Source organism: Rhizobium sp. NZLR1b (genome assembly GCF_019685155.1).
Taxonomy (GTDB): Bacteria; Pseudomonadota; Alphaproteobacteria; order Rhizobiales; family Rhizobiaceae; genus Rhizobium.
The window spans coordinates 38,668-61,967 of sequence record NZ_JABDWC010000028.1 but is presented as its reverse complement, the minus strand read 5'-3'; the positions used below and the strand labels follow the sequence as shown (position 1 = coordinate 61,967).

The window sequence follows — 23,300 nt, the reverse complement described above, 5'->3', positions numbered from 1 at the left end:
GGCAGGACAGAGGGGGGTAACAACGGCCCAACCCCCGAGATCCTCCCGAAGCGGAGGCTCCGCTAGATGCAAACCAACTTCACTCCCACCCAGCTTCTCGACCCTGATGTCGCCGAATCAGAGCAGATTCTGCGCAAATGTGTCCATTGCGGCTTCTGCACCGCCACCTGTCCCACCTATGTGACGCTCGGCAACGAGCTCGACAGTCCGCGCGGCCGTATCTACCTGATCAAGGACATGCTGGAAAACGGCCGGCCCGCCGATGCCGAAGTCGTCACCCATATCGACCGCTGTCTTTCCTGCCTTGCCTGCGTCACCACCTGTCCCTCTGGTGTCGACTACATGCACCTGGTCGATCACGCCCGCGCCCATATCGAAAAGACCTACAAGCGTCCGTTGATGAACAGGCTGACGCGTGCCATTCTTGCCGCCGTGCTGCCCTATCCCGGCCGTTTCCGTCTGGCGCTCAATCTCGCCCGCCTCGGCCGACCTTTTGCCGGCCTGATGCGGGGAGCTGCGCTGAAACCCTTCGCCGCCATGCTGGCGCTTGCGCCGCGCCGCATCCCCGCAGCTTCGGCCTTCGCAAAACCCGGCAGCTACCCGCCCGAGACGGAACGGCGTGGCCGGGTGGCGATCCTTTCCGGCTGCGCCCAGCCGGTACTCGATCCCGGCATCAATGCGGCGGCGATCCGGCTGCTGACCCGGCTCGGCGTCGAGGTCGTGCTGCCGGAAGGCGAAGTCTGCTGCGGTTCGCTCGTCCATCACATGGGCCGCGCCGAACAGGCGCTCGCCAGCGCCCGGGCCAATGTCGATATCTGGACGCGCGAAATCGACGGGCAGGGGCTCGATGCCATCATCATCACTGCCTCGGGCTGCGGCACGACGATCAAGGATTACGGCCATATGCTGCGCCTCGATCCCGCCTATGCGGCAAAGGCGGCGAGAGTCTCAGGTCTCGCCAAGGACGTCACCGAATATCTCGCAACCCTCGACCTGCCGGCGCATATGCCGAAGGGCATCACCGTCGCCTATCACTCCGCCTGTTCCATGCAGCACGGCCAGCGCATCACGCTGACGCCGAAGCAATTGCTGAAAGCGGCGGGTTTTACCGTGCGCGATCCGGCGGAAGGCCATCTCTGCTGCGGCTCGGCCGGCACCTACAACATCATGCAACCTGAGATCTCGGCTGCCTTGAAGGCACGCAAGGTCAAGAATATCGAGGCGACAAAGGCCGACATCATCGCCACCGGCAATATCGGCTGCATCACCCAGATCGCCACCAGCACCGACATGCCGATCCTGCATACGGTCGAGCTGCTCGATTGGGCCTACGGCGGCACTGTGCCGGAAAAATTAAGAGGTTTGCCCTTAGGCTGACGAGAAAGGCCGATCGGGCCGGTCTCGGGAGTTTAGACGATGTGGCGGGGAATGATTGTGCTTGCGGGACTGCTCTGTGCGGCAGGGACTGCCCATGCGAATAGCCGCTTTTTCTGTTCCGCCGATGACAAAGAAGCGCGCTTCACGCTCGAAAGCGGTTTCGAAAGCCAAGCCGGTCACAAGCTCAACCATTTCCGCGGCGCGCTTGTTGTCAAGGATCCGGCGCAATCGACCGTGTTCGGCAAGCGTGTCTTCGAATCGCAGCATCTGACCAACCATTGGTCGCGCGACGGCGATCTGCTGCTGGAAGTCTTCGACGGCGGCGAAGATGAAACCGGCGGAGCAACGCTGGATCTGGTCGTGGTTGCCGGCGAACGCGGCAAGCCGGCTGCAACTTTCAGCGGCACCTATTCCCTGACGATCGAAGGCGGCAGCAAACCCTATGCCGTCGAGGGCAAGGTCAGCTGCGGCACCAAATAGCACCGCAGCCGAAACTCAATTATTCAATTACCAGTGGAACGCGACGCCGACGTTGACGGCATTCGTGAAGATGTTGGTCTTCAGGTCCACGCCGCTATCGATCGGAACGTCGATGCGCGAATAGGTGCCCTTGTATTCGACGAAGGTCGACCAGCGATCGGTCACCTTGAAGTCGACGCCGGCCTGGGCCTGTAGCGTCACGCCGCCGAATTCATAAGCCCAGGTCTTGCCCTCGGGACGAATCACTTCGACATGCGGAATGTTCACGCCGACACCGGCGCCGAGATAGGGAGTCCAGCGGCGAGCCGGATCCTGGAAGCGATAGAGCCCATTCACCGTCAGCAGGTTCAGGCCGTCGGTGAATTCGAAATGCGACCAGCCGGTCTTGGCGAGCGTGTCGTCGTCGGCATAGACCTTGTCATGGGTATAATCGAGCGAAATACCCCAGTTCGGCTTGTTGAAGTTCTCGAGCCACCAGGTGACGCGGCCGCCGTAGTAAGGCGGGCTGCCGAAGGACTTGCCTTCCCAGCCGGCGGTGAAATGCGTGCCGTCGGAAAGATCGACGCCGCTATGCGGTGCCGTCTGGTAGCCGCCGTAGACAGAGAATTGCAGGTCTTCCGCCGAGGCGGAGGCTGCCGAACAGATCGTGAAGAACGCGATGCCCGCAAGCAGCGAAGCGGAAGAACGCAGCGCATATGTCATTGAATAGCCCCGATATTGTAAAAATAAGTCGTCCTTGCCGCAGATGTGCCAGCTTTCCGCCGCAATGTCTAAGAAAAATAAAAGGCGCGTCAAAGAGCGCCTTTCGTTTTTTTCGTGAGTGTTGCTCAGCCGCCGAATATCGTCCGCAGCACGTCGATGCCTCTGTCCTCGAACGCGACCGTGCCCTGCCTGTTGCCGGGACCGATGACGATCACCTTGGTGCCGACGGGCGCGCGATCATAGAGATGCGTCACATCCTCGTTCATCATCCGGATGCAGCCGGAAGACATGTTGAGGCCGATGGTCCAGGGCTGGTTGGTGCCATGGATGCGGAAAATGGTGTCGCGGCCGCCCTGGTAGAGATACATGGCGCGGGCGCCGAGCGGATTGTCCTCGCCGCCTTCCTGGAAGGCAGGAATCATATGGCCCTTGGCGGCTTCGCGGCGGCGCATCTCGGCCGGCGGCGTCCAGCCCGGCCATTCGGCCTTGCGGCCGATCTTGACCACACCCGACCAGCCGAAGCCGTCACGGCCGACGCCGATGCCGTAGCGGGTGGCCCGGTTGTTGCCTTCGACGAGGTAGAGATACTTGTTGTTGGTATCGATGATCACGGTGCCGGCCGCTTCCGGCGTCACCAGCCGCACTTTCTTACGCTTGAACTCCGGCTTCACATATTTCGGCATCTGCGCGACACGCACGATCTGCGTCGGATGCCGTGTATTGTCGGGCGTGGAGCCGGCCGGCGCTGCAAAGGCTGATGTAGACATCAAGGACAGGACAAGTCCGGCGGCAGCCAGACCCGGCATTAATTTGATCATGAATCGATTCCCCTCAAGCAAATCCGCCCGAGGCTACATGAACTTCTGCCCGATTCAAGATCGGCGTGGCCGGATAAAACATTTTTGGAGAAGGGAGCCGCCTGTTCTTGCGGCTATCTAGAACATGATGCCGAAGAGTGTGTGCGGTTTTCGAACGACAGCATGCTCTAACTATTTAATTTAGAACAGGATTCAGATTTTAGGCCGATCGAGCCTAAAATCATCCTGTTCTAGAGCATTCCCGTTTTCTACGAAACGCGGAAATGCTCTATCCTTTTGTTTTTACGCAATTCCGGAAGCAAAACCGCTGCACACTTTTGCTGGAAATTGCTCTAGCTACTACGTGTGCCGTTAGATGACGATGACGCGGGTTCCGACGCTGACGCGGTCATAGAGGTCGACGACGTCTTCGTTGCGCAGACGAATGCAGCCGGAGGAGACGGCGCTGCCGATCGACCAGGGCGCGTTGGTGCCGTGGATACGGTAAAGCGTCGAGCCGAGATACATGGCGCGTGCGCCGAGCGGGTTTTCCGCACCGCCGTCCATACGCGCCGGCAGGTAGTGGCCCTTGGCGGCTTCGCGGCTGATCATCTCGGACGGCGGCGTCCAGTCCGGCCATTCCTGCTTACGGGTGATCTTGTGGGCGCCTGCCCATTCGAAGCCGGGCTTGCCGACGCCGACGCCGTAACGCCGCGCCTTGCCGCCCTGCATCACCAGATAGAGGAAGCGGTTGTTGGTATCGATGACGATCGTGCCGGGCTTTTCCTGGGTGTCGTAGTCGACCATCTGCGGCAGGTATTGCGGCTCGATCGGATGGCGGATCGCCGGTATGCCGGGATTGATCGCCGAAACGGTCTGCGGTGACACTGGCGGCGCCTGGCGGAGCACGCGGCGCTGGAAAAGGCCACGCTGCTGCGGCTGGATGACCGGCCGCTGGTAGACGACGGGACGAACCGTACCGCCGCCGAGCTGGTAGACCCAAGGCGCGGTCAGGTCGGGGCTTAGCACGACCGGTGGGCGGGTAGCATAGCGGTCGTCTGCAAGGGCGGCCGTGGAAAGAACGCCGAGCAGGGCTGAAGCAAGAACAAGCGGTTTCATCATCGGACGGACTCTCTACAAATGACCGAAAACGTTGGCGGGATACATCCGCCTGCAAAGACGCTGCCACCCAATCCGCCAGCGAATGGTAAAGATCGATTCATGAAAAGCCGACCGATCGGATAAACTTTTCGTCAGGGTTACCGTTCGGTTTGGAAAGACGGTTTGCAAATGGTAAAGCCGGAATCATGACCGGAAAACGAAGCGGACCCGGCGAACAGACGGACCCGGGAATGAAGCGGACATGAGCGAGACAGGCATCATCATCGGCGAGGACGGCAGGAGCCGATGCCACTGGCACGCCAATCTGCCCGATTATCTCAGATATCATGACGAGGAATGGGGCCGCCCTGTCACCGATGACATTCGCCTCTTCGAGAAGATCTGTCTCGAAGGCTTCCAGTCCGGTCTTTCCTGGCTGACCATCCTGCGCAAGCGAGAGAATTTTCGCGCCGCCTTTTCCGGCTTCGATTTCGAGAAGGTCGCTCTCTTCGGCGACGAGGACGTCGCTCGCTGCCTGGCCGATGCCGGCATCATCCGCCATCGCGGCAAGATCGTCTCGACCATCAACAATGCCAGGCGCGCCATTGCGCTCAGGGACGAATTCGGCTCGCTCGCCCATTATTTCTGGCGCTACGAACCGGGTCGTAACGAGCGACCTGGAGTGGTCGACCGTGACCATATCGTCGCAAATCCGACGACGCCGACCTCGACGGTGATTTCAAAGGATCTGAAGAAACGCGGCTGGACCTTTGTCGGCCCGACCACAGTTTATGCTTTCATGCAGGCGATGGGTCTCGTCAACGATCATCTGGAGGGCTGCTTCTGCCGGCCCGAGGTCGAGGCGATGCGCGCCGCTTTGGTTCGTCCATGAAAGAAGATGCATCCGTGAGAATATTGATCACCGCCGCTGCCCTGTTTTTCCTATCGGTCTCAGCCATGGCGCAGACGCCGCAGCTCGATCCTGGCGAGAAGCTCGAGAAACTGCAGTTCCCGGCTGTCACCATGCAGCTGAAGGGCTGGACGAAGTTCGGCAACGGCCATGTCTATACGCTGCCGGTGCGCACCGGCCAGCACCTGAAGATCGACTTTGCCACCAAAAGCAAGTTCGCCTACCTGGCGATCTTCGACCTGTCGAAACCGGATGACGAGGCGTTTTTCGGCACCGACGAGGACGGCTTGAGCTTCGAGACGACGGTCAAGGAAAACACCACTTGGCTGTTGCGTCCCTATTATTCCAAGGTCTCGCCGCGCCGCGGCCTTGGCGCCCCCTTCAGTATTCTGATCGAGCCTTTGGCCACTGCGCCGAAGCAGCCGCAGCCACCAGCCGAGCCGGAACGCCCGTCGCTGTTTCCGAAGGCGCCAGCCAAGCCGCAATAAAACAGAGCGCTTTTGTCCGCCTATGCCAGCCGGTCGATCAAGTCGCGCAACTCGCCGAGATGGCCGATCTTGCGGAAACGCGGCGCCTCCGTCGGCTCTTCCACATGTTCCAGCACCCAGGTGAGTTCGTGCGGCACGAAGACGCCGTAGCTGCCGGCGGCGATCGCCGGCACGATGTCGGATTTCAGCGAATTGCCGACCATCATCGCCCGCTCCGGCCCGTCGCCGACCTTGGCGAAGATGCGCCGATAGGTGACGGCGGTCTTGTCGGAGACGATCTCGACGGCATCGAAGAAGTCGCCGAGCCCGGATTGGGCGAGCTTGCGCTCCTGGTCGAACAGATCGCCCTTGGTGATCATCACCAGCAGGTATTTGCCGGCAAGCGCCTCCAGCGTGTCGCGCACATGCGGCATGGTCTCGACGGGATGGCTGAGGAGGTCGCGGCCGGTATCGAGGATTTTGGCGATCACGCTCGAGGGAATCTTACCCTCGGTGATCTCGATCGCCGTCTCGATCATCGACAGCGTGAAGCCCTTGATGCCGAAGCCGTAGTGGCGAAGGTTGCGTTTCTCGGCTTCCAGCAGCCGCTCGGAAATCTTCGGCCCTTCGGCGAAATCGGCAAGAAGCCCGGTGAAATGCGCTTCCGTCAGCCGATAATATTGTTCGTTCTGCCAGAGCGTGTCGTCGGCATCGAAGCCGATCGTGGTCAGTGGTCGCGTCGTCATATGCGTACCTTTGAGCATGATGCCGAAAAGTGTGAGCGGTCTTCTTATGACATCATGCTCTAACTCTTTCATTGAGAACAGGATTCAGATTTTAGGCCGCTCGGCCTAAAATCATCCTGTTCTTGAAATATGGCCGGCAATCTATCGCTCGCCTGTGTCGAGACAAGGGCTGTGTGGAGACAAGGGCACTTATCTCCGCTTGGAAGGCGCAACGTTGAAAATCGCCGCCGCCGCACTAGATCGACTTTGCCTCACCTTGCAGCCAGCCACGGCTGTGCCTGTCACGCGCAGGCCAATAATCAAAAAATGAAGTTCTTAAGTTCGCAAACCCCTCTTGCGGCAGACACAAAGGATTTTTTCGACCATGCGTTACAATCAACTTGGAAATACGGGACTTTTCGTCTCGGAAATCTGCCTGGGCACGATGACCTTCGGCGAAGCCAAACAGGGCAGCATGTGGGGCGCCATCGCCGATGTCGACCAGAATGCCGCCGACCGGATTGTCGAGCGCTCGCTTGCATCAGGCGTCAATTTCATCGACACGGCCGACGTCTATTCATCCGGCGAGTCCGAAAGGCTGCTCGGCCAGGCGCTGAAGAACCTCGACATCCCACGCAAGGACGTCGTCATCGCCACCAAGGTCTACGGCGTCATGGGCGACAAGCCGAATGACCGCGGCGCTTCGCGCGGCCACATCATGGATTCGATCGAGGCGAGCCTCAAGCGCCTGCAGACCGATCATATCGACCTCTATCAGATCCACGCCACCGATACGGTGACGCCGATCGAAGAGACGCTGCGCGCCTTCGACGATCTCGTTTCCCGCGGTCTCGTGCGCTATATCGGCGTCTCCAACTGGCAGGCCTGGCGCATCTCCAAGGCGCTCGGCCTCTCCGAACGCCGCGGCTTTGCCCGTTTCGAAACGGTGCAGGCCTATTATTCGATCGCCGGCCGCGATCTCGAGCGCGACATCGTGCCGATGATGCAGGAGGAGAAGCTCGGCCTGATGGTCTGGTCGCCGCTCGCCGGCGGTCTGCTCTCCGGTAAGTACGGTCCCGGCGCGCCCGGCAACGGCGAGGGCCGTCGCGCCAGTTTCGACTTTCCGCCCGTCGACCAGGACAAGGCCTGGGCCTGCGTTGCCGTCATGCGCGAAGTCGCCGAAAAGCACCGCGTCAGCGTCGCCACCGTGGCGCTCGCCTATATCCTTGCCAAGCCTTTCGTCACGACAGTCATCATCGGCGCCAAGCGTGTCGACCAACTCGACCAGAACCTTGCCGCCGTCAAGCTGAAGCTCGACGGCGACGATATGAAAAGGCTCGACGAGGCCAGCGCCCTTGCTCCCGAATATCCGGGCTGGATGCTGGCGCGACAGGGCGCCGGCCGCCGCCCGGCCGATTTCGAGCCGAAGGATTGATTTGCAAGTCCAAGGGCATTTCGGTGAGGGAACGCCGGAGATATCCGGCGTTCTTTTTTTGCAGACGATCGGTTATTTGCCGTGGGCTTTAAGCCAGGCATTCATCTCGGTGATCTCGGCTTCCTGCGCCTTGATGACGCCTTCGGCGAGTTTGCGGATATCGGCATCCTTGCCGTATTGAAGTTCGATCCTCGCCATGTCGATCGCGCCTTGATGGTGCGGGATCATGCCGCGGACGAAATCCACATCGGGATTGCCGCTATATTTGATCGTCATATCCTTGTGCATCTTGGCGTTGGCCTCGCTGAATGCGTGGCTTGCTGCATCGTGACTGCCCATCGGCTTGCTCATGTCCATCGACATGTCTTCGGCAAGGCTGGGGGCGGCAACGAAGGCAAGCATTGTAGCAAGCGTAATGATTTTCAGAGACATGAGAGATCCTTCCTCTGTCTGACAATAGGTCTTCCAGGCAGCAGCGCTACCTGATTGGCATGGATGGGGTGTCAGGACAGTCGGGGAGGGGGCGCCTGCGGCGCGGGCCTTTTATCATCCAGGGCGCGGGCAAGTGCCGGGGCAGGATAGCCGAAAACGGATTTTCCGCCGTCCATGACCGTCACCGTCGGCGGCAGCAGAAGACAGGCGGCGCAAAGCGGCATATGCGCAACGTCGCCGCTAGCGCAGGGATCTTTCAGGGGAGCGATTTGCCTTGGCCCCTCGGGCATATTCCCTTTGGACACATCCATGCCGGCCATCTGATGGTGCATGCTGCCGGCCTCGACGGTGACCGGCGCATTCATCGACGCGCATGTCGGACAGCCCGCCCATGCAGACATGGCGCTGTAGACCAGCCAGCCGAGTAACATCGTGATGAGGGCGAGTGTCCGCATGATGTTTCATATAGGCGAATGCGGGCCGCACGCCAAGCTGGCCGACGATGACAGGCTGACGGATCACGGCATTGTCATGCCTCTCACCAGGCGGCGATCACCTGGTGCTCGATCCGGTAATCCCGGCTCTCCTCGCCGAGCGGCGCGACCGGCCATGTCCAAGTCGCTTTTGCCGGTGGCTGCGAGACACCGTGCAGCAGGTCGGCCTCTTCCTGCACCCTGCCGTTGCGGTCGATGACGGCATATGCGATGTCGGTCACCAGACAGCTGCGGCAGGCAAGCCCCGAAAGCCCGGTCAGATGCGCGGCGATCAACCCTTCCACCGTATCTTTAGGCATGCGGCCTGCCTCGGTCTCGTGGCGCCGTTTCACGCCGCGGCCGATCTGCGACAGCAGGTTGGCCGAAACGACGAAATCGAGATAAGGCACCGAACGCAGGAAGCCCAGTGGTTCGGGCTCCCTGCCGGCGGCGAGATCGTCATAGCCGGAGAGATCGCGCTCGATCAGCCGGACATTGCGGTAGCCCTTGGCCGTCAGCCACAGGCGCACCGAGGCGAGATGGACGAGGTCGACCAGCACGACAGTGTCGAAGTCTCTCGCCAACTCTTTGATCGGCACGTCGCGCAGCAGGCCCGAACCGAGCACGACCGCCGTCCGTTTCTGCCTGAGATCGGCTGCCGCCGCGCGTATCGCATTCCGGCTCTTCTCTTCGTGTTCGGCCCAATCCTTGGAGCAACGTCCGGCCCGGGACCACAGATTGACGGAATAGCGGATGAACTTTCTGTAGGACTTGCCGGTCAACGGCAATGTCGCGGTATAGAGAAGCGCCTCGGCGATCATGAGCATATCCGCATTTCTGATGGACGCCTCTGCTTCAATCGATTCTGCCTGCGGCTTCAAGACCCTTCGCCCTTGCCGCTCCCGGCCCAATCCGCTAGGAAACCGCCACTGTCACAGTCAGCGGAATTCCCGGAAATGAACGATAAACAGAAGAAACCGCAAAAGCTCAAGGCCCGCCTGCCGCGCGGCTTCGTCGACCGCACGGCCGCCGATATCCGTGCCGTCAATGAGATGACGGCAAAGATCCGGGAAGTCTACGAGCATTATGGTTTCGATCCGCTCGAAACGCCGCTGTTCGAATATACCGATGCGCTGGGCAAATTCCTGCCCGACAGCGACCGGCCGAATGAGGGCGTCTTCTCGCTGCAGGACGACGACGAGCAGTGGATGTCGCTGCGTTACGACCTGACCGCGCCGCTCGCCCGTCATGTCGCCGAGAATTTCAACGAAATCCAGCTTCCCTACCGCACCTACCGCGCCGGTTACGTCTTCCGCAACGAGAAGCCCGGCCCCGGCCGCTTCCGCCAGTTCATGCAGTTCGATGCCGATACGGTCGGCGCGCCGGGCGTCCAGGCCGATGCCGAAATGTGCATGATGATGGCCGATACGCTTGAGGCGCTCGGGATCAAGCGCGGCGACTATGTCATCCGCGTCAACAACCGCAAGGTTCTGGACAGCGTGCTGGAGGCGATCGGCCTCGGCGGCGACGACAAGGCCGGCCAGCGGCTCAACGTGCTACGCGCCATCGATAAGCTCGACAAGTTCGGGCCGGAAGGTGTGGCCCTGCTGCTCGGTCCCGGCCGCAAGGATGAATCCGGCGACTTCACCAAGGGCGCCGGCCTCGACCAGGCGCAGATCGACAAGGTGCTGTTCTTCGTCGGCATCAAGGACTATGCCGAAAATGCTTCGCGGCTGGCCGAGCTCGTCGCCGAAACCTCGAAGGGCGTCGAAGGCGTCGAGGAACTGAATTTCATCGGGGCGTTGGTCACGAGCGCCGGCTATCAGTCCGACCGCATCAAGATCGATCCCTCCGTCGTGCGCGGCCTCGAATATTATACTGGCCCGGTCTACGAGGCCGAGCTCAGCTTCGACGTCACCAACGAAAAGGGTGAAAAGGTCGTCTTCGGTTCGGTCGGCGGCGGCGGCCGTTATGATGGCCTGGTCTCCCGCTTCATGGGTCAGCCGGTTCCGGCAACCGGCTTTTCGATCGGCGTCTCCAGGCTGATGACGGCGCTGAAGAACCTCGGCAAGCTCGGCGCCAGCGAAGTGATCGAGCCCGTGCTGGTAACCGTCATGGACGGCGATGTCGAGGCGATGGGCCGCTATCAGAAGATGACCCAAGAGCTGCGCGCCGCCGGCATCCGCGCCGAGATGTTCCAGGGCAACTGGAAGAAGTTCGGCAACCAGCTGAAATACGCCGATCGCCGCGGCTGCCCCGTCGCCATTATCCAGGGCGGCGACGAGCGCGCCGACGGCGTCGTGCAGATCAAGGATCTGATCGAGGGAAAGCGGCTCTCCGGCGAGATCGAGGACAATGCCAGCTGGCGCGAGGCCCGCGTGGCACAGGAGACGGTGCCGGAAGCCGACCTCGTCGCCAAGGTGAGGGAGATTCTTGCGGCGCAGGCAGAGGATCGGAAGAGGGCGGGCGGCGATGTCTGAGGCCGTTCCGACACGCTCGTCGCTTATCGTTCGGAGCGCGGCATGCCCCTGATCAACCTCCCCGAATTTGCCAACGATCTGCTGGCCGAATTTACCGCCCGCAACACCGAGCGCATCGACACGCCGGTGATCCAGCCGGCCGAACCCTTTCTCGATATCGCCGGCGAGGACCTGCGCCGCCGCATCTTCATGACGGAGAGCGAAACCGGGGCGAGCCTCTGCCTGCGTCCCGAATTCACCATCCCCGTCTGCCTGCGCCATATCGAGACGGCAACCGGCACGCCGAAGCGTTACGCCTATCTCGGCGAGGTTTTCCGTCAGCGCCGCGACGGCGCCAATGAATTCTATCAGGCCGGCATCGAAGATCTCGGCGATATCAACCTGTCCGGCGCCGACGCCCGCGCCATCGGCGATGCCACCGGCATTCTCGCCCGCCTGCTGCCGGGCCGGCGCCTGTCGGTGACATTAGGCGACCAGGCGGTGTTCGAAGCCGTCGTCCAGGCGCTCGGCCTGCCGCTCGGCTGGCAGAAGCGCCTGATCCACGCCTTCGGCAACATGACGCAGCTGGAAGCCCTGCTTGCCGGCCTCGTCAGCCCGCAATTCGTCACCGGGCTGGACGACGATATTGCCAAGCTTGTCGCGTCAGGCGATGAGCAGGCGCTGGTCGCCCATATCGAGCAGGAAATGCAGACCACGGGTTATTCGGCCAATGCCGGCCGCTCGCCGCTGGAAATTGCCCGGCGGCTCAAGGAAAAGCTCATCCTCTCCGAAACGCGTCTCGACGACGCGGCCTTCCATGTGCTGGAGGAGTTCCTGTCGCTCCACGTGCCGCTCGTCAATGCGTCCGCGGCCCTGGCCGGTTTCGCCGATGCGGCCGGCCTGAAACTCGGCAACGCACTATCCCGCTTCAACGGCCGCGTTGCCGCCCTTGCCAATGCCGGTGTCGACCTCTCTTGCGTTGACTACCGCGCCGCCTTCGGACGGCCGCTCGATTATTACACCGGCCTCGTCTTCGAGGTGACGGCGGAAGGCTCGGCGGCGGTTCTGGCCGGTGGTGGCCGCTTCGACCGGCTGCTGACCTTCCTCGGCGCAACGGACCGCATTCCGGCCGTCGGCTTCTCCTTCTGGCTCGACCGCATCGAAACCGAAAGGGCAGCTGAATGACCATCACCATCGCGCTTCCCTCCAAGGGCCGGATGAAGGCCGATGCTTCGGCAATCTTCGAGCGGGCCGGCATGCCGATCGCAGCTGTCGGCAACGACCGCTCCTATCGCGGCCGCGTCGAAGGCTGGGACGATGTCGAAATCGCCTTTCTCTCGGCCTCCGAAATCTCCCGCGAGCTCGGCAACGGCACTGTCGATTTCGGCGTCACCGGTGAAGATCTGATGCGGGAAGGGTTTGCCGAAGTCGACAAGCGGGTCGAATTCTGCGCCCGGCTCGGCTTCGGCCATGCCGATGTCGTCGTCGCCGTGCCGGAGATCTGGCTGGATGTCGAGACCATGGCCGATCTCGTCGATGTCGCCGCCGATTTCCGTGCCCGCCATGGTCGGCGCCTTGCCATCGCCACCAAATACTGGCGGCTGACCCAGCAGTTCTTTTCGAGCCAGCACGGCATCCAGCTTTATCGCATCGTCGAAAGTCTCGGCGCCACCGAGGGGGCTCCGGCGTCCGGCTCGGCCGATATCATCGTCGACATCACCTCCACCGGCTCGACGCTGCGCGCCAACCGCCTGAAGGTGCTTCAGGACGGCGTCATCCTGCATTCGCAGGCCTGCCTCGTGCGCGCCCGCAGGGAAAGCCATGCGGACGAACCGGTCGTGCAGGCAATCATCGACGCGGTGCGCGCCGCCCTCTGATCTCCAGGCATAAGAAAAACCCGCCGTCGGATGTGACGGCGGGGTTCTCTATGTCTGGGAGGATGTCTGCTTGTTCAGGCGGCCGCGTAGGCGCCGCGGCGGGCGTCGAGCGAGTAAGCGCCTGCGCCGTTGGTGGCGAGCATGATATAGGCGCCGGCGAGCGTGACGTTCTTCATGAAGTTGACGAAGTTCAGGGCGTTGATCCAGCCGTTGGCAGCGGCCGGGAAATCAGGAACGTTGACCGGCGAAAGGTGGAAGACGACGCCGGTGAACACACAGAACACGGCGAGCAGCCAGCCGACGATGCGGACCTGAAAGCCGACGAGCACGGCGAGACCGGTTGCAAGTTCGAACAGGCCGGCGAGATAGGTGAGCGCCGTGGAAGCGGGCAGACCTGCACCGGCGATCATGCCGGCGGTCGAAGCCGGATCGGTCAGCTTGCCGAAGCCGGCGAAGATGAACATGAAGGAAAGCAGGATACGGGCAATCAGGGTAATGACGTTGTTCGACATGGACGTTGTCTCCGTTTGACTGGTTCTGGAGATCTTGGTGCCCCGGCACCGTGTGGACCTCTGATGCCTCCTATGTCGCTCATTTCTCCCATTGTGGAAAGATAAACGAACGGGGACACTTTGTTCAATAATATAGAACGATGCCCTACAGGCGGCCGCTTGCCTTTGCCGCGTCCGGTCTCTTATGGTCGGCGCCCAACAAGGAGAATCCGATGGCAGATCTGTCCGCATTTCCGATCACGGCGCGCTGGCCGGCGAAAAATTCCGACATCATCCAGCTTTATTCGCTGCAGACGCCGAATGGGGTGAAGGTATCAGTCGCGCTCGAGGAGCTCGGCCTTGCCTACGAGGCGCATTATATTTCCTTCGCAGCCAACGAGCAGAAGTCGCCGGAATTCGAATCTCTCAACCCGAACGGCCGCATTCCGGCGATCATCGATCCGAACGGGCCGGATGGTAAGCCGATCGGCCTGTTCGAATCCGGCGCCATCCTGCTTTATCTCGCCGAAAAAACCGGCAAGCTCATTCCTGAAGACGCCGCTGGCCGCTACGAGTGCATCCAATGGGTGTTTTTCCAAATGGCCGGCATCGGCCCGATGTTCGGCCAGTTCGGACATTTCTACAAGTTCGCCGCCGACAAGGTCGCCAATAATTCCTATCCGGTGGAGCGCTATCGCGACGAGTCCAAACGGCTGCTCGGCGTGCTCGAAGACCGGCTGAAGGGTCGGCAGTGGATCATGGGCGACCAGTATACGATTGCCGACATCACCACCTTCACCTGGGTTCGCGGCGCCGATATCTTCTATGGCGGCCGCGAGGTTCTCGACTATGCGAAATTCCCCGCCGTCATGGACTGGCTGCAGCGCTGCATCGCCCGCCCGGCCAGCGAGAAGGGGCTCAACATTCCGGTCAAGCCGGAGTGACGAACAGGCCGCCGCAAAGCAGAAAGGCCGCCCATCGGGACGGCCTTGGTGTTCTACCTCCGGCCTCTATCGGTGGCTTGCAATCTGCCTTGCGCCTTCAAGCTTGAAGCGCGGAAAGATGAAGACGCCGACCATGCTGCCGCTGTATTTCTCTTCGAGCCCGTTCGACTCGCCCATGCAGAACAGCGGCTGGCGCAAGCCGTTCGGCATGATGATCGTCGTCGAAAAACAGAAGGAGGAGCAGCGTGTCGCCGCCTGCTCGAACAGTTCCAAGATGTGGCCGCGGTCCTTGGTATCGTAGCAGCGGATCAGGCTTAGGAGCCCGCATTCCTGTGCGGAGAGGCCGTGCAGCATCGCGCTCCATTCGCCGAGACGTAACATGCCGCTCGACAAATCTCCGGTCCAGGCTTCGGAAATCGAAAACTGCGCCACGATCTCGTCATTTTGATTGTGGTGCTCAAGCGAGCCGGGTGTCAAAGGTACGGCTGCATTGGCTTTGGCGATCTTAAACAAGGCGTTCCCCCGTTCGCATGCAGCTCCTCCGCCGCACGCTCGGTAAACACAAAAACAGGATCACGCAGCAGCAGGCATGATGCCCGTGCTTTTACCTGCGATCGTTGCCGCGGCCATCGGGCCTGCGGAACGTCAAGGATCGACTCTCGCGCCCGCTTGGTGGGCGCACTTCAATTGCAGCGCGGATTTATAGGAGCTTTTGAACAAACGGCAACGGCTTTTTAAGGGGTGTTCGGATCGGCATTTTTCCTGGGATGCCGGCATCCTCAGCCTATCCAGCGGGGAAGCGGCGCCGAAACATCAATTTTGCGGGCTTTGGATGCGGTTCCACTCGACATGAGGTGAGAAAGGGCGCCGCAACGCCGCAATCTCCCGCCAAGACCAGAGGCTTGAAAAAGCGCGGCAACGCAAGCCTCGCGAAAGCTTCCCGGGCGGGAGCGGGCGACGCGCCATGAAATTGCGCACAACGGACCGAATCGCCGGAGACGGGAAATGCGCGCAAAAGAAAAGGGCGACCCGAGGGCCGCCCTTCCTGTTCCGGAGACCGGAATGATGGCAGTGCAGGCTTTCGCCTATCACATCATGTCCATTCCGCCCGTTCAGCGCGCTTGACGCGCTGACCCATTTTAGATGATGGGCGGTTTCATGAACGATGCTGTGAAGGCCGTAGGCCTATCACATCATGTCCATTCCGCCCATGCCGCCCATGCCGCCCGGCATGCCGCCGCCAGCCGAGTCTTTCTTCGGCAGTTCGGCGATCATGGCTTCGGTGGTGATCAGCAGCGATGCGACAGAAGCAGCGTTCTGCAGCGCCGTGCGGACAACCTTGAGCGGGTCGACGATACCCATGGCGATCATGTCGCCATATTCGGATGTCTGGGCGTTGTAGCCGTAGTTGTCTTCGTTCTTGTCGAGGACCTTGCCGACAACGATCGAGGCTTCGTCGCCTGCGTTTTCAGCGATCTGACGAACGAGCGACTGCAGGGCGCGGCGAACGATGTTGATGCCGGCTTCCTGGTCGTCGTTTGCACCCTTGACGGTGATCTTCGTGGAAGAGCGCAGCAGAGCGATACCGCCGCCGGGGACGATACCTTCCTGAACGGCAGCGCGCGTCGCGTTGAGCGCGTCGTCGATGCGGTCCTTCTTTTCCTTCACTTCAACTTCCGTCGAGCCGCCGACGCGGATGACGGCGACGCCGCCGGCGAGCTTGGCAAGACGTTCCTGCAGCTTCTCGCGGTCGTAGTCGGAGGTGGTTTCTTCGATCTGAGCCTTGATCTGGGCAACACGGCCTTCGATGTCGGACTTGGCGCCCGAACCGTCGACGATCGTGGTGTTTTCCTTGGAGATCGAAACCTTCTTCGCACGGCCGAGCATGTCGAGCGTGACGGATTCGAGCTTGATGCCGAGGTCTTCGGAGATCACGGTGCCGCCGGTCAGGATGGCGATGTCTTCGAGCATGGCCTTGCGGCGGTCGCCGAAGCCAGGAGCCTTGACGGCAGCGATCTTGAGGCCGCCGCGCAGCTTGTTGACGACGAGCGTTGCGAGGGCTTCGCCTTCGACGTCTTCAGCGATGATCAGGAGCGGCTTGCCGGTCTGAACGACAGCTTCGAGAACCGGAAGCATCGACTGCAGGTTCGAGAGCTTCTTCTCGTGAAGGAGAATGAAGACGTCTTCGAGGTCGGCGATCATCTTTTCCGGGTTGGTCACGAAGTAGGGGCTGAGGTAGCCGCGGTCGAACTGCATGCCTTCGACGACTTCGAGTTCGGTTTCGGCGGTCTTGGCTTCTTCAACCGTGATGACGCCTTCGTTGCCGACCTTCTGCATGGCTTCAGCAATGTCGAGACCGACCTGCTTGTCGCCGTTTGCGGAAATCGTGCCGACCTGTGCAACTTCTTCCGAAGTGGAGATCTTCTTGGCCTTGGCCTGGAGATCCTTCACGACGTCAGCAACAGCGAGGTCGATGCCGCGCTTCAGGTCCATCGGGTTCATGCCGGCTGCAACAGCCTTGTTGCCTTCGCGAACGATCGCCTGGGCAAGAACAGTTGCGGTCGTGGTGCCGTCACCGGCGATGTCGTTGGTCTTCGAAGCAACTTCGCGGACCATCTGTGCGCCCATGTTTTCGAACTTGTCTTCGAGTTCGATTTCCTTGGCGACGGAAACGCCGTCCTTGGTGATGCGCGGAGCGCCGAAGGACTTGTCGATGATGACGTTACGGCCCTTCGGGCCGAGCGTTACCTTGACTGCATCGGCGAGAATGTCGACGCCACGCAGCATTTTTTCGCGCGCGGTGCGACCAAACTTGATTTCTTTAGATGCCATGATTGAAACTCCTCATTTCGAGTGTCCGGGTTCTGGACCCGTCGGCTACGTCGGAAGGCCAGCGGCTGATCAGCCGATGATGCCCATAATGTCGGCTTCCTTCATGATCAGAAGGTCTTCGCCGTCGATCTTGACTTCGGTGCCGGACCACTTGCCGAACAGAATGCGGTCGCCAGCCTTGACGTCGAGTGCGACGACCTTGCCGGACTCATCGCGCGCGCCGGAACCGACGGCGACGATTTCGCCTTCCTGCGGCTTTTCCTTGGCGGTATCGGGAATGATGATGCCACCCTTGGTCTTGGCTTCGGACTCAACGCGGCGAACAACGACGCGGTCGTGAAGGGGGCGGAAGTTGGTGCTTGCCATTGTCTAATCCCTCGATCGAATGACATTCGCGGGCCGGAGCGGCCCACATGGATAGATGTTAGCACTCCCTTGCGGTGAGTGCTAGCGACGAGCATTTAGGGATGGCTCCGAAAGGAGTCAATGAGAGCAATCACGAATTTTTGTGCCGGAATTGTGAAGAGGCGGAAGAATTGCGGAGATTGCCGCCGAAACCGGCGCGGCGGGTCGACGGCGAAGAAAATGCCTTGCCATCGCCTTGCGCCTTTGCAATGTCACCGGTGACTGCAGCAAATCGGGAAATCGGAATGGCCAGGCGGATAGAAAACTTCTCGGAGATAACAGGTCATTACGACGTGGTGCTCTGCGATGTCTGGGGCGTCGTTCACAATGGCGTCGATCCGTTTCCGAAGGCAGCCGCAGCCCTTGAGGCGGCGCGCGCCAACGGCGTCGTCGTCGTCCTCATCACCAATTCGCCGCGCCTTTCCTGGCAGGTGGTCGAGCAGTTGCGCCAGATCGGCGTTCCCGACGGCGCCTATGATAGGATCGTCACCTCCGGCGACGTCACGCGCCGGCTGATCGCCGAAGGGCCGAAGACGGTCTTTCTGCTCGGCCCCGAGCGCGACAAGGCGCTTCTCGAAGGCATCGGCGTCGAGCGCAAGCCGGCGGGCGAAGCGCAATCGCTCGTCTGCACCGGCTTTTTCGACGACGAGACTGAGAAGCCGGAGGATTACACCGACATGCTTCTGGAATTCAAAGCCCGCGAGGTGCCGATGATCTGCGCCAATCCCGACCTCGTCGTCGAGCGTGGTCACCGCATCATCCCCTGCGCCGGTGCCATGGCCGCCTATTATGAGCAGCTTGGCGGCAGCACCCGCATCGCCGGAAAACCGCACCGGCCGATCTATGAGGCGACGCTGGCCGCTGCCCGCGAGCTTCGCGGCGATTTCTCGGTCGACCGCGTGCTGGCGATCGGCGACGGCATGCCGACCGATGTGCGCGGCGCCTTGAATTACGGCCTCGACCTTCTCTACATCAGCGGCGGTATCCACGCCAAGGAATACACCCTGAACGGCGAGACCGACGAGGCGATCCTCAACGCCTATCTCGATCGGGAAAAAGCCGCGCCGAAGTGGTGGATGCCACGCCTTGCATAAAGAGAAGCCAGCCGATGACCGTCTTCCACCGCAATGAAACCCGGGAACCCTTGCCTGCCCATCTAAAGGGCGGCGTCATTGCCATCGGCAATTTCGACGGCGTGCACCGTGGCCACCAATCGGTGCTCAGCCGCGCGCTCGAAATCTCCAGGGCCCGCGGTATCCCCGCTTTGGTGCTGACGTTCGAGCCGCATCCGCGCACGGTCTTCCGGCCTGAGACACCGGTCTTCCGCCTGACGCCCGCACCATTGAAGGCCCGCATCCTGGAAACGCTCGGTTTCGGCGCCGTCATCGAATATCCCTTCGATTATGAGTTTTCGCAGCGCTCGGCCGATGATTTCATCCATTCGATCCTCAAGGATTGGCTCGGCGCCTCAGAGGTCGTCACCGGCTTCGATTTCCATTTCGGCCGCGGCCGCGAGGGCGGTCCGGCCTTCCTGATGAATGCCGGCCAGACCTATGGCTTCGGCGTCACCCTGATCGACGCCTTCCGCGACGAAAACGCCGACGTCGTCTCGTCGAGCCATATCCGCGCGCTTTTAAGCGACGGCAATGTCAGCGAAGTCGCCGGTATGCTGGGCTATCATTATACGGTTGAGGCCGAGGTGATCGACGGCGAAAAGCTCGGCCGGCAGCTCGGGTTTCCCACCGCCAACATGCGCCTGCCGCCGGAGGTCGAACTCGCCGCCGGTATCTACGCCGTCCGCTTCCGCCGCCAGGACGGCACGCTGCACGACGCCGTCGCAAGCTACGGCCGCCGCCCGACGGTGACGGAAAACGGTGCACCGTTGCTCGAAACCTACCTTTTCGATTTCAGTGGCGATCTCTACGGCCAGCGCTGCGCCGTCTCCTTCTTCGGCTATATCAGACCCGAGCTGAAATTCGACGGCCTCGATCCGCTGGTCGCCCAGATCAAGCGCGACGAGGAGGAGGCGAGGGCGCTGCTTTCCGGTGTGAAACCGCTGGGCGAACTCGACCGGAAGCTTTGTTTTTCCTGACGTCGCCGTGAGCGTGGCGGCAGCGGGGAGACCAGCGATTCCTGCCACCGATGCCGATGGCGCAACCGCGAATTCTGCTCTTCCTTTTCCAGGCAAAAACGCCTATGAACCGCCGCTATGACGAAATTTCGGCTGGCGATGACGATGCGAATTATCGGCCCGGCCTTCCGCGCGCGCTAAGCGGCCGGAAGGTCCGGGTTTTTGGCGCTTGGATACAAGCGCTTCCGTCACCAGCTTTTTCACGCCCGTTGCGCCCCTTCCTGGGCCGCCAGAAACGATTGTCCGATATGACCGACACAGCCGAAAAGATCGACTATTCGAAGACCCTCTATTTGCCCGAAACCGATTTCCCCATGCGCGCCGGCCTGCCGCAGAAGGAGCCGGAGCTGGTCAAACGCTGGCAGGAGATGGGTCTCTACAAGAAATTGCGCGCTTCGGCCGCCGGCCGCGAAAAGTTCGTGCTTCACGACGGCCCGCCCTATGCCAATGGCAACATCCATATCGGCCACGCGCTGAACAAGATCCTCAAGGATGTCATCAACCGCTCGTTCCAGATGCGCGGTTACGACGCCAATTACGTGCCCGGCTGGGATTGCCACGGCCTGCCGATCGAATGGAAGATCGAAGAGAAGTACCGCGAGAAGGGAAAGAACAAGGACGAGGTCCCGGTCAACGAATTCCGCCGCGAATGCCGTGAGTTTGCCACCGGCTGGATCAAGACCCAGGCCGAAGAGTTCAAGCGTCTCGGCATCGAAGGCGACTTCGATAATCCCTATACGACGATGAACTTCCACGCGGAAGCGCGCATCGCCGGCGAACTCCTGAAGATCGCCGCAAGCGGCCAGCTTTATCGCGGCTCCAAGCCGATCATGTGGTCGGTCGTCGAGCGCACGGCGCTGGCCGAGGCCGAAGTCGAATACCAGGATTACGAGAGCGACACGATCTGGGTGAAATTCCCCGTTGTCGAAGGTCCGGCTGCGCTCAAGGATGCGTTCGTGGTCATCTGGACGACCACGCCCTGGACGATCCCCGGCAACCGCGCGATCTCTTTTTCCGCACGTGTCTCCTACGGTCTCTACGAGGTAACGGCTGCCGAGAACGATTTTGGTCCGCGTCCCGGCGAAAAGCTGATCTTTGCCGACAAGCTGGCTGAGGAATCCTTCGCCAAGTCCAAGCTGCAGTACAAGCGCCTGAGCGATGTCTCTGCGGCCGACTTCGCAGCGATGGCCTGTGCCCATCCCTTCAAGGGTCTGGACGGAGGCTATGAATTCGCCGTGCCATTGCTTGATGGCGATCACGTCACCGATGATGCCGGCACCGGTTTCGTGCACACGGCACCCAGCCACGGCCGCGAAGACTTCGATGCCTGGATGTCGGCCGTCCGCACGCTGGAGGCTCGTGGCATCGACTCCAAAATCCCGTTCCCGGTCGACGACGGCGGCTTCTACACATCGGATGCCCCCGGCCTCGAGGGCGCACGCGTCATCGACGATAACGGCAAGAAGGGCGATGCCAACGACCGCGTCATCAAGGAACTGATCGCCCGCGGCGCGCTCTTTGCCCGCGGCCGGCTGAAGCATCAGTATCCGCATTCCTGGCGCTCGAAGAAGCCGGTGATCTTCCGCAACACGCCGCAATGGTTCGTCCATATGGACAAGACCCTTGCCGACGGCACGACGCTGCGTTCGCGCGCTCTCGGTGCGATCGACGACACCCGCTTCGTGCCCGCCGCCGGCCAGAACCGCCTGCGCGCCATGATCGAAGGCCGCCCGGACTGGGTTCTTTCTCGTCAAAGAGCATGGGGCGTACCGATCGCCGTCTTTGCCGACGAGCAGGGCGAGGTCCTCGTCGACGAAGCCGTCAGCGCCCGCATCCTCGACGCCTTCGAACAGGAGGGCGCCGACGCCTGGTTTGCCGAAGGCGCCAAGGAGCGCTTCCTCGGCAACGATCATGACCATGCCCGCTGGACGCAGGTCATGGATATCCTCGATGTCTGGTTCGATTCTGGCTCGACGCACACCTTCACGCTCGAAGACCGCCCGGACCTGAAGTGGCCGGCCGACCTTTATCTCGAGGGTTCCGACCAGCATCGCGGCTGGTTCCATTCGTCACTGCTGGAATCGGCGGCCACCCGTGGCCGCGCCCCTTATAACGCCGTCCTTACCCATGGCTTCACCATGGACGAGAAGGGCGAAAAGATGTCGAAGTCGAAGGGCAATGTCACCGCGCCGCAGGAAGTGATGAAGGACGCCGGCGCCGACATCCTGCGCCTCTGGGTCATGACCTCGGACTATGCCGACGACCTGCGCGTCGGCAAGACGATCATCCAGACCAATGTCGATGCCTATCGCAAGCTGCGCAACACCATCCGCTGGATGCTCGGCACGCTCGCCCACGACACGGGCGAGGAGATCGAGTTTGCCGATCTGCCGGAGCTGGAGCAGTTAATGTTGCACCGGCTTGCCGAACTCGACGAGCTGGTGCGCGAAAACTACGATGCCTTCGATTTCAAGAAGATCGCCCGCGCACTGATCGATTTCGCCAATGTCGAGCTGTCGGCCTTCTATTTCGATGTCCGCAAGGATGCGCTCTACTGCGACGCGCCATCGAGCCTGCGCCGGCGCGCCAGCCTGCACGTCATCCGTCAGATTTTCGATTGCATGGTGACCTGGCTTGCCCCGATGCTGCCCTTCACCACCGAAGAGGCCTGGCTGTCGCGCAATCCGTCCGCCGTTTCCGTGCATCTGGAGCAATTTGCCCCGGTTGCAAAGGAATGGCGTAACGATGCCCTGGCCGAGAAGTGGAAGAAGATCCGCACGGTCCGCTCGGTTGTCACAGGCGCGCTGGAAATCGAGCGCAAGGACAAGCGCATCGGCTCCTCGCTGGAAGCGGCGCCGGTCGTCCACATCGCCGATCCGGAATTGCTGAAGGCGCTGGAAGGCCAGGACTTCACCGAAGTCTGCATCACCTCGGCAATCGAGGTCAGGGCCGGCGAAGGCCCGGCTGAAGCTTTCCGCCTGGCCGAAGTGCCTGAGGTTAGCGTCGTGCCGAAGCTTGCAGAGGGTGAGAAATGCGCCCGCTCCTGGCGGATCACCAGGGACGTCGGTTCCGATCCCGAATATCCCGACGTCTCGGCCCGTGATGCTGCAGCCCTTCGCGAGCTTGCGCTGCTCGCGTGAAGAATATTGCCGGGTGAATTGCGTTTTCGCGGTTCATCCGGTAAAAGCTGCCTGAAAATGGCCGGATTTTTGCGTCAGGGGGACGGTTGTCCGGTTGGGCAACGATTGCACCGGTGGCTGGA

23 protein-coding genes are annotated in these 23,300 nt (G+C 61.3%); 12 read left to right on the top strand and 11 right to left on the bottom strand.

Translation table 11 applies throughout. The features are described 5' to 3' along the window. The first annotated feature begins 66 nt into the window (after positions 1-66). Both glcF and HJB84_RS28650 read left to right on the top strand, forming a co-directional pair. Positions 67-1,377, top strand: coding sequence for a glycolate oxidase subunit GlcF (glcF, locus tag HJB84_RS28655; protein WP_207583078.1), 1,311 nt, complete (start codon positions 67-69; stop codon positions 1,375-1,377). A 39-nt stretch (positions 1,378-1,416) separates the two neighbouring features. Then, positions 1,417-1,857, top strand: a complete 441-nt coding sequence (locus tag HJB84_RS28650) for a hypothetical protein (protein ID WP_207583079.1) — start codon at positions 1,417-1,419, stop codon at positions 1,855-1,857. A 27-nt stretch (positions 1,858-1,884) separates the two neighbouring features. Here HJB84_RS28650 and HJB84_RS28645 read toward each other — a convergent pair whose 3' ends face one another. The 3 genes from HJB84_RS28645 to HJB84_RS28635 form a co-directional block, all read right to left on the bottom strand. Continuing rightward, the gene (locus HJB84_RS28645; RefSeq protein ID WP_207583080.1) at positions 1,885-2,559 is read right to left on the bottom strand and encodes an outer membrane protein; all 675 of its coding nucleotides are present in this window, start codon (positions 2,557-2,559) and stop codon (positions 1,885-1,887) included. A 125-nt stretch (positions 2,560-2,684) separates the two neighbouring features. Next, positions 2,685-3,377, bottom strand: coding sequence for a L,D-transpeptidase (locus tag HJB84_RS28640; protein ID WP_207583081.1), 693 nt, complete (start codon positions 3,375-3,377; stop codon positions 2,685-2,687). 351 nt (positions 3,378-3,728) lie between these two features. Continuing rightward, positions 3,729-4,478 carry a L,D-transpeptidase gene (locus HJB84_RS28635; RefSeq protein WP_221117575.1) on the bottom strand — a complete coding sequence of 250 codons (750 nt, stop codon included), beginning with the start codon at positions 4,476-4,478 and terminating at the stop codon, positions 3,729-3,731. Positions 4,479-4,719: 241 nt separating this feature from the next. Here HJB84_RS28635 and HJB84_RS28630 point away from each other — a divergent pair, with 241 nt between their 5' ends. Beyond that, complete coding sequence (locus HJB84_RS28630; RefSeq protein ID WP_221117574.1) at positions 4,720-5,349, top strand: DNA-3-methyladenine glycosylase I; 630 nt, start codon at positions 4,720-4,722, stop codon at positions 5,347-5,349. Then, positions 5,346-5,855, top strand: a complete 510-nt coding sequence (locus HJB84_RS28625) for a hypothetical protein (RefSeq protein ID WP_221117573.1) — start codon at positions 5,346-5,348, stop codon at positions 5,853-5,855. The genes HJB84_RS28630 and HJB84_RS28625 overlap by 4 nt, the downstream gene beginning before the upstream one ends. Before the next feature lie 20 nt (positions 5,856-5,875). Here HJB84_RS28625 and HJB84_RS28620 read toward each other — a convergent pair whose 3' ends face one another. Then, on the bottom strand, positions 5,876-6,580 hold the full coding sequence (locus HJB84_RS28620; RefSeq protein ID WP_207583085.1) for an HAD family hydrolase: 705 nt from the start codon (positions 6,578-6,580) through the stop codon (positions 5,876-5,878). 364 nt (positions 6,581-6,944) lie between these two features. Between HJB84_RS28620 and HJB84_RS28615 the strand changes: the two genes are divergently transcribed. Then, positions 6,945-7,994, top strand: a complete 1,050-nt coding sequence (locus HJB84_RS28615; protein ID WP_221117572.1) for an aldo/keto reductase — start codon at positions 6,945-6,947, stop codon at positions 7,992-7,994. A 72-nt stretch (positions 7,995-8,066) separates the two neighbouring features. Here the strand turns inward: HJB84_RS28615 and HJB84_RS28610 are convergent, their stop codons facing one another. The 3 genes from HJB84_RS28610 to HJB84_RS28600 form a co-directional block, all read right to left on the bottom strand. Then, a complete protein-coding gene (locus HJB84_RS28610; RefSeq protein ID WP_221117571.1) occupies positions 8,067-8,426 on the bottom strand; it encodes a DUF305 domain-containing protein in 360 nt (119 codons plus the stop codon). 71 nt (positions 8,427-8,497) lie between these two features. After that, on the bottom strand, positions 8,498-8,881 hold the full coding sequence (locus HJB84_RS28605) for a hypothetical protein (RefSeq protein ID WP_207583088.1): 384 nt from the start codon (positions 8,879-8,881) through the stop codon (positions 8,498-8,500). 83 nt (positions 8,882-8,964) lie between these two features. Next, positions 8,965-9,726 carry a hypothetical protein gene (locus HJB84_RS28600; protein ID WP_221117570.1) on the bottom strand — a complete coding sequence of 254 codons (762 nt, stop codon included), beginning with the start codon at positions 9,724-9,726 and terminating at the stop codon, positions 8,965-8,967. A 129-nt stretch (positions 9,727-9,855) separates the two neighbouring features. Here HJB84_RS28600 and hisS point away from each other — a divergent pair, with 129 nt between their 5' ends. From hisS to hisG, 3 genes are read left to right on the top strand one after another with little or no spacing between them, the layout of a single operon-like run. Next, positions 9,856-11,379: a histidine--tRNA ligase gene (gene hisS / locus HJB84_RS28595; protein ID WP_221117569.1), complete on the top strand. Its 1,524-nt coding sequence runs from the start codon at positions 9,856-9,858 to the stop codon at positions 11,377-11,379. Positions 11,380-11,421: 42 nt separating this feature from the next. Beyond that, positions 11,422-12,543: an ATP phosphoribosyltransferase regulatory subunit gene (locus HJB84_RS28590; RefSeq protein ID WP_221117568.1), complete on the top strand. Its 1,122-nt coding sequence runs from the start codon at positions 11,422-11,424 to the stop codon at positions 12,541-12,543. Beyond that, complete coding sequence (gene hisG, locus HJB84_RS28585; RefSeq protein WP_221117567.1) at positions 12,540-13,235, top strand: ATP phosphoribosyltransferase; 696 nt, start codon at positions 12,540-12,542, stop codon at positions 13,233-13,235. The genes HJB84_RS28590 and hisG overlap by 4 nt, the downstream gene beginning before the upstream one ends. Positions 13,236-13,309: 74 nt before the next feature. On the opposite strand, the gene HJB84_RS28580 is transcribed toward hisG, so the two are convergent. Further along, a complete protein-coding gene (locus HJB84_RS28580) occupies positions 13,310-13,747 on the bottom strand; it encodes a DoxX family protein (protein ID WP_209887339.1) in 438 nt (145 codons plus the stop codon). 212 nt (positions 13,748-13,959) lie between these two features. Between HJB84_RS28580 and HJB84_RS28575 the strand changes: the two genes are divergently transcribed. Next, positions 13,960-14,670, top strand: a complete 711-nt coding sequence (locus HJB84_RS28575; protein WP_221117566.1) for a glutathione binding-like protein — start codon at positions 13,960-13,962, stop codon at positions 14,668-14,670. 66 nt (positions 14,671-14,736) lie between these two features. Here HJB84_RS28575 and HJB84_RS28570 read toward each other — a convergent pair whose 3' ends face one another. The 3 genes from HJB84_RS28570 to groES all read right to left on the bottom strand — a co-directional run bounded on the left by HJB84_RS28570 (position 14,737) and on the right by groES (position 17,868). After that, positions 14,737-15,183, bottom strand: coding sequence for a hypothetical protein (locus tag HJB84_RS28570; RefSeq protein WP_207583095.1), 447 nt, complete (start codon positions 15,181-15,183; stop codon positions 14,737-14,739). A 675-nt stretch (positions 15,184-15,858) separates the two neighbouring features. Next, a complete protein-coding gene (groL, locus tag HJB84_RS28565; protein ID WP_207583096.1) occupies positions 15,859-17,502 on the bottom strand; it encodes a chaperonin GroEL in 1,644 nt (547 codons plus the stop codon). Between the two features lie 69 nt (positions 17,503-17,571). After that, positions 17,572-17,868: a co-chaperone GroES gene (gene groES, locus HJB84_RS28560; RefSeq protein ID WP_003545797.1), complete on the bottom strand. Its 297-nt coding sequence runs from the start codon at positions 17,866-17,868 to the stop codon at positions 17,572-17,574. Positions 17,869-18,152: 284 nt separating this feature from the next. Between groES and HJB84_RS28555 the strand changes: the two genes are divergently transcribed. From HJB84_RS28555 to ileS, 3 genes are all read left to right on the top strand, one after another. After that, positions 18,153-19,001, top strand: a complete 849-nt coding sequence (locus HJB84_RS28555) for a TIGR01459 family HAD-type hydrolase (protein ID WP_207583097.1) — start codon at positions 18,153-18,155, stop codon at positions 18,999-19,001. 14 nt (positions 19,002-19,015) lie between these two features. Then, positions 19,016-19,999: a bifunctional riboflavin kinase/FAD synthetase gene (locus HJB84_RS28550; RefSeq protein ID WP_207583098.1), complete on the top strand. Its 984-nt coding sequence runs from the start codon at positions 19,016-19,018 to the stop codon at positions 19,997-19,999. Between the two features lie 287 nt (positions 20,000-20,286). Next, a complete protein-coding gene (gene ileS / locus HJB84_RS28545; protein WP_221117565.1) occupies positions 20,287-23,178 on the top strand; it encodes an isoleucine--tRNA ligase in 2,892 nt (963 codons plus the stop codon). Positions 23,179-23,300 lie beyond the last annotated feature (122 nt).